The 8,265-nt window shown below is 70.4% G+C and carries 7 protein-coding genes; 4 read left to right on the top strand and 3 right to left on the bottom strand.

The window, feature by feature from the left end; all coding sequences use genetic code 11:
- Window positions 1-3: 3 nt before the first annotated feature.
- The 3 genes from ACWEPL_RS08480 to ACWEPL_RS08490 all read right to left on the bottom strand — a co-directional run bounded on the left by ACWEPL_RS08480 (window position 4) and on the right by ACWEPL_RS08490 (window position 5,031).
- Complete coding sequence (locus ACWEPL_RS08480; protein ID WP_452435592.1) at window positions 4-2,625, bottom strand: phosphoenolpyruvate carboxylase; 2,622 nt, start codon at window positions 2,623-2,625, stop codon at window positions 4-6.
- 65 nt (window positions 2,626-2,690) lie between these two features.
- Window positions 2,691-4,241: a hypothetical protein gene (locus tag ACWEPL_RS08485; RefSeq protein WP_452435595.1), complete on the bottom strand. Its 1,551-nt coding sequence runs from the start codon at window positions 4,239-4,241 to the stop codon at window positions 2,691-2,693.
- A gap of 25 nt (window positions 4,242-4,266) precedes the next feature.
- Complete coding sequence (locus ACWEPL_RS08490; protein ID WP_350728324.1) at window positions 4,267-5,031, bottom strand: ABC transporter ATP-binding protein; 765 nt, start codon at window positions 5,029-5,031, stop codon at window positions 4,267-4,269.
- 36 nt (window positions 5,032-5,067) lie between these two features.
- On the opposite strand from ACWEPL_RS08490, the gene ACWEPL_RS08495 reads away from it, so the two are divergent.
- The 4 genes from ACWEPL_RS08495 to ACWEPL_RS08510 all read left to right on the top strand — a co-directional run.
- Window positions 5,068-6,657 (top strand): acyl-CoA carboxylase subunit beta, encoded by a 1,590-nt coding sequence (locus tag ACWEPL_RS08495; RefSeq protein ID WP_355190657.1) that lies wholly within the window; start codon window positions 5,068-5,070, stop codon window positions 6,655-6,657.
- Complete coding sequence (locus tag ACWEPL_RS08500; protein WP_452435593.1) at window positions 6,654-6,863, top strand: acyl-CoA carboxylase subunit epsilon; 210 nt, start codon at window positions 6,654-6,656, stop codon at window positions 6,861-6,863. The genes ACWEPL_RS08495 and ACWEPL_RS08500 overlap by 4 nt, the downstream gene beginning before the upstream one ends.
- 107 nt (window positions 6,864-6,970) lie before the next feature.
- The gene (locus tag ACWEPL_RS08505; RefSeq protein ID WP_363962414.1) at window positions 6,971-7,912 is read left to right on the top strand and encodes an NYN domain-containing protein; all 942 of its coding nucleotides are present in this window, start codon (window positions 6,971-6,973) and stop codon (window positions 7,910-7,912) included.
- Window positions 7,913-8,031: 119 nt separating this feature from the next.
- The coding region (locus tag ACWEPL_RS08510; protein ID WP_452435594.1) for an Ada metal-binding domain-containing protein at window positions 8,032-8,265 on the top strand (234 nt) is incomplete at its 3' end.

An 8,265-nucleotide genomic window follows, 5' to 3' on the forward strand; every position in this document is an offset into this window, starting at 1 on the left:
GGATCAGCCGGTGTTCTGCAGGCCCGCGGCGACGCCGTTGACCGACAGGAGCAGGAGCGTGGACAGGCGTTCGCGCTCCTGCTCCGACGGGTTGCCGGTGCGCAGCGCGCGCAGGGCCCGCAGCTGGAGGTGGGAGAGCGCGTCCACGTACGGGTCGCGGAGCTGGACGGCGCGCGAGAGCACCTTCCGGTTCTCCAGCAGCCGCGTGTGGCCGGTGACCCGCAGCACCAGGTCGCGGGTCCGGTCGTACTCCTCCAGCACCTGCTGGGCGAAGTCCTCCCGGCCGCCCAGCGCCAGGTAGCGCTTGGCGATCGAGCGGTCGGTCTTGGCCAGCGACATCTCGGCGTTGTCCAGCATCGCGTTGAACAGCGGCCACTCCGCGTACGCCGCCCGCAGCTCCTCCAGGGAGCCGACCGAGGCCAGGCCGGTGCCGAGGCCGTACCAGCCGGGCAGGTTGACCCGCGTCTGCGCCCAGGCGAACACCCACGGGATCGCCCGCAGGTCGTCGAGCGAGCGCGGCGCGCCGAGCCCGCGGCGCGCCGGGCGCGAGCCCAGGCGCAGCGTGCCGATCTCCTCCAGCGGGCTGACCAGGCCGAACCATTCGGGGAAGCCCGGCGCCTCGGTCAGCGCGCGGTACGCCTGCTCCGACGCCGTCGCCACCTGCTCGGCCAGGCCCCGGAAGCGCTCGGCGGCGGCCGCCGTACGGGCGCCGACCGTGGGCGAGGAGGCCATCAGCACGGCGTTGGCCACCTGCTCCAGGTGGCGGCGGGCGATGGCGATGTGGCCGTAGCGGGCGAAGATGACCTCACCCTGCTCGGTGACCTTGAACCGGCCGGCGACCGAGCCCGGCGCCTGGGCCAGCACCGCACGGTTGGCCGGGCCGCCACCACGGCCCAGCGCGCCGCCACGGCCGTGGAACATCCGCAGCTTCACGTCGTGCTTGGCCGCCCAGGCCGTCAGCTCCTCCTGCGCCTCGTAGAGCCGGAGCGTGGCGGCCGCGGGGCCGAGCTCCTTGGCCGAGTCGGAGTAGCCCAGCATGATCTCCATGCGCCGCCCGTTGGTCTCCAGGCGCGCCCGCATCGCCGGGATCTCGAGCATCCCGGTCAGCACGTCCGGTGAGTTGGCCAGGTCCTGGCCCGACTCGAACAGCGGCACGACGTCGAGCACCGGCGCCCGCTCGCCGAGCGCGTGCCTGGCCAGCTCGTAGACGGCCGCGATGTCGTCGGCCGAGCGGGTGAAGGAGACCACGTAGCGGGAGCAGGCCGTGACCCCGAACCGCTCCTGGATCCAGGCGATCACCCGGATCGTGGCCAGCACCTCCTCGGTGCGCTCCGACAGCTCGCCACCGGCCCTGATCTCCTCCAGGGCGGCCGCGTGCACCTGGGAGTGCTGGCGCACCTCCAGCTCGGCCAGGTGGAAGCCGAACGTCTCGACCTGCCAGATGAGGTGCTGCAGCTCCCCGTACGCCTGCCGCGGCGCCGAGGCGGCCAGCGACTCCTGCGCCACGCGCAGGTCGTCCAGCAGCTCGGCCGGCGCGCGGTAGGCCAGGTCGAGGTCGCGGCGGCGGGTCGCGGCGATGCGCGCGGCCACGAACAGCAGCCACTGCCGGTGCGGCTCGCGCGGCGAGCGGGTGGCCAGCTCGGAGACCACGTCGGGATAGGCGTCCACGGCCTCGGCCAGCGCCGACTTGAGCGCGGGCGAGGGCGCGGCGAGCTGGACGGAGGAGGTCAGCGTGCGGGCGATGCGCGTGCAGGCGGTCTCCAGGGCCGTCAGCACGTGCTCGGACTGGATCTGGATGGTCTCGCGGGTGACCCTGGCCGTGACGTTGGGGTTGCCGTCGCGGTCGCCGCCGATCCAGCTGCCGTACCGGATGAACGGCTTGGCCTGCGGCGGGCGCGTGCCGGTGCGCTCGTCGAGCGCGGCGTCCAGCGAGCGGTAGACCTGCGGCACCATGCGGAACAGCGTCTCGTCGAAGGCGGCCATCGCGGTGCGCACCTCGTCGAGCGGGTCGAGCTTGGTCGAGCGGAGCTGGGCCGTGCGCCACAGGAGGTCGATCTCCTCCAGCATGCGGCGCTTGTTCTCGGCGCGCTCGCTGGCGCCGCGGCCGGGCGTGTTGTACTCGGTGAGCTGGCCGCTGATGCGCTGGATGGCGGTGACGACCGCGCGCCTGCGTGCCTCGGTGGGGTGCGCGGTCAGCACCGGGTGCAGCTCCAGGCCCTCCAGCAGCTCGGAGACCCGCTCGTGGCCCAGCTCCTGTACGGCCTGGGCCAGCGACTCCCGCTGGACCCTGCCCTCGGCGTCCCGCTCGCGTAGTGTGCGGATCCGGTAGTGTTCCTCGGCCAGGTTGGCCAGGTGGAAATAGCAGGTGAACGCGCGGGCGACCGCCACGGCCCGCTCGATCTCCCATTCGGCGACCATGGCGGTGATCTCGTCGGCCGAGACCTCGCCCTTACGTGCTGCGATGACTGCCTTGCGCAGCCGTTCGACGTCGGCCAGCAGGTCTTCGCCACCCTGTTCGGCGAGCACCTGGCCGAGCAGTTTGCCGAGCAGCCGCACATCGTGGCGTAGCTCGTCCGGCATCTCGGTAACGGCGGCGCTGCGACGCTCGAGCCCCTGGTCAATCATGTTTCGAAGGGTATCGAGTCGCTCAGGGAAGCCGTAGACCGGTCTCGCCCATTGGACTAGACCATTCAACTACCTTTGGAAACGGCCCCCAGCAGCTCCGGCATCCGGGCGAATCCGATCCTGGCGGCCAGGCGCCTGCCGAGCGCCTCCACCAGCACCCCGTAGAACGGCGCCACCGCGCACACCCAGAACCAGCCGAACGCCAGCGGCACCACGAACGGCAGCGACAGCAGCGCGATGCCGAGCGTGGCCCCCATGGCGGAGGCGAACGCCTGGCCCCCCTGCCCGGGCGCGGCGCCGCTGAAGGCGTTCATCCGCTCGGGCACGGTGTACGGGACCACCACGCTGGTCACCGACCCGACGCCGAGCCCGACGCCGAGCGCGCCCCACCCGACCAGCGCCGCCGGGACGATCATGCCGGGATGGCCGGTGAACAGGCCGGTGGCCACCGCGATCACGGTGAGCAGCGGCACGGCGATCAGCGCGTTGGCCAGGTGGCGCCCGGCCAGGTCGGTGGCCAGCCCGCGCTCGGAGCCGAACACCACGGCGTTCATCCACAGCGAGCGGCCGTCGATGCCGAACGCGTTGCCCGACTGCAGCGCGATCATCAGGGCGCCGACGCAGGTGGGGACGATCGCACTGCCCTCCGTGCCGCCCGTGCTCCTGCTCAGTGAGAACGCCACCACGGCGGTGACGACGACCGCGCTGAACCAGCCGACCCGGAACCTGGGCTCCCGCCGGATGTACTTCAGCTCCTTCGTCACCACGGCCGCCAGCGGCCCGTCCGGCAGGAACCTGTCGACCAGGCCGCTCTCCTTGCGCACGGACGCGGCCTGGGTGGAGACGTCAGGCGTCACCAGGGCCCGGCCCAGCGCCTTGATCCACAGCAGGCCCAGCACCACCACGATCACGGCCACCAGCGCCAGCTCGGCCAGCCCGGCCAGGCCACCGTCGGCCATCGCGTGCGCCGCCATGCCCGGCGGCGTCCACCTGAGCACGCCCGCAAGCTGGCGCAGCATGCCCTCCGGGTCGCCGAGGCCGCGGTTCATCACGAGGTTGGGCAGCTGCGCGAGCACCACCACCAGCAGCGCGGCCACGGCCAGCACGTCACGGCCCCGCCGGGTGCGCAGCGCGCTGGAGAGCGAGGTGGTGATCAGCCGCGACGTCACCACGCACAGCGCGAACTGCAGCAGCACGGCCGGCACCCCGAGCAGCACGCCGCCGACGCCCGTCGCCACCCCCACCAGCGCGCCGGCCGTGACGATCAGCATGGCCAGCGGCCAGACCCCGGTCACGGACGCGGTGAACATGCCGACCGCGAGCTGCCCGGTGCGCAGCGGCAGGAGCGACAGCTTCGCCGGGTCGAGCGTGTCGTCCAGGCCGAACGCCATCAGCGGCACGATCATCCAGCCGATCAGGAAGGACGTGAACGCGATGATCACCAGGTCGGCGGCGATGTCGTGGGGCGCCAGCCGGAGCAGGCTCATCAGGAAGAAACCGAGCACGGCCAGGCCGGTGGCGATGAGCAGGGTGAAGACGAAGCCGAGCTTGCGCTGGAGGTCTCCGCGCAGGTTTCCGGCCAGCAGCCGGAGCTTGAGCTGCGCGAACAGGGCCACGGTGGTCAACGGGACTCCTCGGGTGTCACCTGGGGTTGGCGCCGAGCCACGTGAGGCCCTCGCCGTTGTCGCGCGATCCGCCGACCAGCTCCAGGAACGCCTGGTTGAGGCTGCGCCCGCCGCGTACGTCCGCCAGCGGGCCCTGCGCCACGATGTGGCCCGCGCTCATCACCGACACCCAGTCGCACAGCCGCTCGACCAGGTCCATCACGTGACTGGAGAAGATCACCGTCGATCCGGACGCCGTGAAGCGCCGGAGCACGTCGGTGAGCGTGTTGGCGCTGACCGGGTCGACGCCCTCGAACGGCTCGTCCAGGAAGAGCACGGACGGGTTGTGCAGCAGCGCGGCGGCCAGGCCGATCTTCTTGCGCATGCCGGTGGAGTAGTCGACGACGAGCTTGTCGGCGGCCTCGGTCAGGTCCATCACGGCCAGCAGCTCGCCCGCGCGCTGCTCGACGTCGGCCTTGGGGATGCCGCGCAGCCGCCCGTTGTAGAGGAGCAGCTCGCGGCCCGACAGCCGCTCGAACAGCCGCAACCCCTCCGGCAGCACCCCGATGCGCGTCTTGACCTCCACGGGGTCGCGCCACACGTGGAACCCGTCGACCTCGGCCGTGCCGCCGTCGGGCCGGAGCAGCCCGGTGATCATGCTGAGCGTGGTGGTCTTGCCCGCGCCGTTGGGCCCGACCAGGCCCGCGAAACTCCCCGACGGCACCACCAGATCGACGCCCGCCACCGCGACCTGCGGCCCGTAGCGCTTGAACAGCCCGTGCGTGCGAACCGCATCCGTCATGGATCCACTCTAGGAGGAAGGACTAGCCTTGCGCGCATGAGCACTGCTGCCGAGGAGCTGCCGGACAGGCCGGACATTCACACCACCGCCGGGAAGATCGCCGACCTGGAGCGGCGGCTCGACGAGGCCGCGCACGCGGGCTCCGCGGAGGCCGTGGACAAGCAGCACGCCAAGGGCAAGATGACCGCCAGGGAGCGGGTGCTCGCGCTGCTGGACGAGGGCTCGTTCGTGGAGTTCGACGAGTTCGCCAGGCACCGGTCGACGATGTTCGGGCTGGAGAGGCGGCGGCCGTACGGCGACGGCGTCATCACCGGGCACGGCACGGTCGACGGCCGGCAGGTGTGCGTGTTCTCGCAGGACGTGACGGTGTTCGGCGGCTCGCTCGGCGAGGTGTACGGCGAGAAGATCGTCAAGGTGCTCGACCTGGCGATCAAGACCGGGTGCCCGATCATCGGCATCAACGAGGGCGGCGGCGCGCGCATCCAGGAAGGCGTGGTCGCGCTCGGCCTCTACGCGGAGATCTTCAAGCGCAACGTGCACGCGTCCGGCGTGATCCCGCAGATCTCGCTCATCATGGGCGCCGCGGCCGGCGGGCACGTCTACTCCCCCGCGCTGACCGACTTCGTGGTGATGGTGGATCAGACGTCCCAGATGTTCATCACCGGGCCCGACGTCATCAAGACGGTGACGGGCGAGGAGGTCACGTTCGAGGAGCTCGGCGGGGCGCACACGCACAACACGAAGTCGGGCGTGGCCCACTACCAGGCCACCGACGAGGACGACGCGCTGGAGTACGTCAAGGCGCTGCTGTCGTACCTGCCGTCGAACAACCTGGACGAGGCCCCCGCCTTCGAGCCCGCCACCGACCTGGAGCCCGATCCGGAGCTCGACGGGCTGATCCCCGACTCGGCCAACCAGCCGTACGACATGCACCGGGTCATCGAGCACGTGCTGGACGACGGGGAGTTCCTGGAGGTCCACGCGCTGTTCGCGCCGAACATCGTGGTCGGGTACGGCCGGGTGGACGGCCAGCCGGTCGGGGTCGTGGCCAACCAGCCCATGCATTTCGCGGGATGTCTGGATATCAACGCATCGGAGAAGGCCGCCCGATTTATTCGAACATGTGATGCCTTTAATATTCCGATACTGACATTTGTGGATGTGCCGGGATTCCTCCCAGGAACCGATCAGGAATGGAACGGAATCATCCGGCGGGGCGCCAAGCTCCTCTACGCCTACGCCGAGGCCACCGTGCCGCTGATCACGGTGATCACGCGCAAGGCGTACGGCGGCGCGTACGACGTCATGGGCTCCAAGCACCTCGGCGCGGACGTCAATCTGGCCTGGCCGACGGCCCAGATCGCGGTCATGGGAGCACAGGGCGCGGTCAACATCCTCTACCGGCGCGAACTCGCCGCCTCCGACGACCCCGAGGCCGAGCGCGCCCGGCTCGTCACCGAGTACGAGGACACGCTGGCCAATCCGTACATCGCGGCCGAGCGCGGCTATGTGGACGCGGTGATCCGGCCGTCCGAGACCCGGGTTCAGGTCGTCAGGGCGCTGCGGGCCCTCAGGAACAAGCGGGCGACGCTCCCGCCGAAGAAGCATGGGAACATCCCGCTATGACGCCAGAGCTGCGAATTGTCCGGGGGGACGCCACGCCCGAGGAGATCGCGGCGTTGGTGGCCGTACTCGTCGCGCGGCAGAGCTCGCACGCCGAACCCGAGGAGTCTCCGGAGCCGCGTCGGCAAAGGTGGCGAAACCCAGCCAGAGGTATGCGTAAGCCTGTCGTCCCAGGGAAGTCGGCATGGCGGATGAGCGCTCTACCCTAGATAGATCCTGAGAATCGGGTGTCAAGTTCCCCGGGAGTTGGGACTATCTAGAGAAAGTAGGCGTATATAGTCAGCCGATCAACTAACACCGCGGCCTGGAGGACGACATGGCCATCCCAGACCTCATGCCGCATCCTGTGGCAGCCAAGTACGCCGTCCTGGTGGATGTCGGTTATCTGTACGCGGCGGCGGGTGAAGTGCTGCTCGGTGCGAAGGAACGCAAGGAATATCGGGTGGCCGCCGATGAACTCATCCAGAGTCTACAGAAACATGCAGAGGAACGTACTTCCGGCGAACTTCTGCGGATCTATTGGTATGACGCCGCCCGTGACCGTGTGCCCACCGTCGACCAGCGGGTCATCGCCCAGCTCCCGTGGGTCAAGGTGCGGCTTGGCAACCTGAACGCCCGTGGCCAGCAGAAAGGCGTGGACGCGCAGATCAGGAGCGATCTGGAGGCGCTGGCCCGGCATCATGCCGTGACCGACACCATCCTGCTGGCAGGCGATGAGGACATGGTTCCGGCGGTCGAGGCGGCGCAGGCGTACGGAGTGCGGATCCACCTGTGGGGCGTCGAGCCGCCGTACGGCACCAACCAGGCCGAGCGCCTGGTGTGGGAGTCCGACACCGTGGAAGTGATCTCCGCTGATTTCCTGAGGCCCTTTTTCAGCCGTGCTCCCCAGCCCGTACCGGTCACTCCGCCGGCCGTGGCCCCGTCGCCCGCCCAGGTCTTCGCCGGGCGCACGCCGGTCAAGCCGCACGCCAAGCCGGGCCAGGTGGCCAAGCTCGGGCCGAGCCGCCCGCGCGTGGAGGACGTGGGCGAGCACGTGGCACAGAAGTGGATCCTCACCCGTGGCCGCGACAACATCCGCGACCTGCTGCCGGGGCCCATCCTGCCGACCGTGATCGACACCGAGCTGCTGATCGAGGCGGAGAAGGAGCTCGGCCACTCGCTGCGGCCCTACCCGGAGGCCCGGGTGTGGCTGCGTGACGGCTTCTGGGCCCGGGTTTACCGGGAGTTCGACCTGGGAGTGGGCATCTCGTCGAAGTAGCCGTGCGCCGGGTGTCCGATTTCCGCAGGTCACCCGGCTCGGCCTGCTGACCTGCCGTTCGACGCTCACGTCCGATTTCCGCCAGTCAGCGTCTTCGGAGAGCGCCTAGTGTCGGAGGCATGTCACCACTCCAGCTCGACTTCGACTCCTGCTACCGGGCCGTCTCGGCCAGGGACGCCCGGTTCGACGGGCGGTTCTACACGGCGGTGACGACGACGCGCATCTACTGCCGTCCGATCTGTCCGGCTCGTACGCCGTCCTCCAGGAACGTGCGCTTCTACCGGCACGGGGGCGGGGGCGCGGGCGGGGGGTGCCGGGGGGGGCAGCGGGGCCGGCCGGGGCTCGGGCCCCGC

Source organism: Nonomuraea sp. NPDC004186 (assembly GCF_053603495.1).

Coding starts and splice junctions, on each gene's coding strand:
- ACWEPL_RS08480 (WP_452435592.1), bottom strand. CDS start 2,625: ATGATTGACCAGGGGCTCGAGCGTCGCAGCGCCGCCGTTACCGAGATG.
- ACWEPL_RS08490 (WP_350728324.1), bottom strand. CDS start 5,031: ATGACGGATGCGGTTCGCACGCACGGGCTGTTCAAGCGCTACGGGCCG.
- ACWEPL_RS08495 (WP_355190657.1), top strand. CDS start 5,068: ATGAGCACTGCTGCCGAGGAGCTGCCGGACAGGCCGGACATTCACACC.
- ACWEPL_RS08500 (WP_452435593.1), top strand. CDS start 6,654: ATGACGCCAGAGCTGCGAATTGTCCGGGGGGACGCCACGCCCGAGGAG.
- ACWEPL_RS08505 (WP_363962414.1), top strand. CDS start 6,971: ATGGCCATCCCAGACCTCATGCCGCATCCTGTGGCAGCCAAGTACGCC.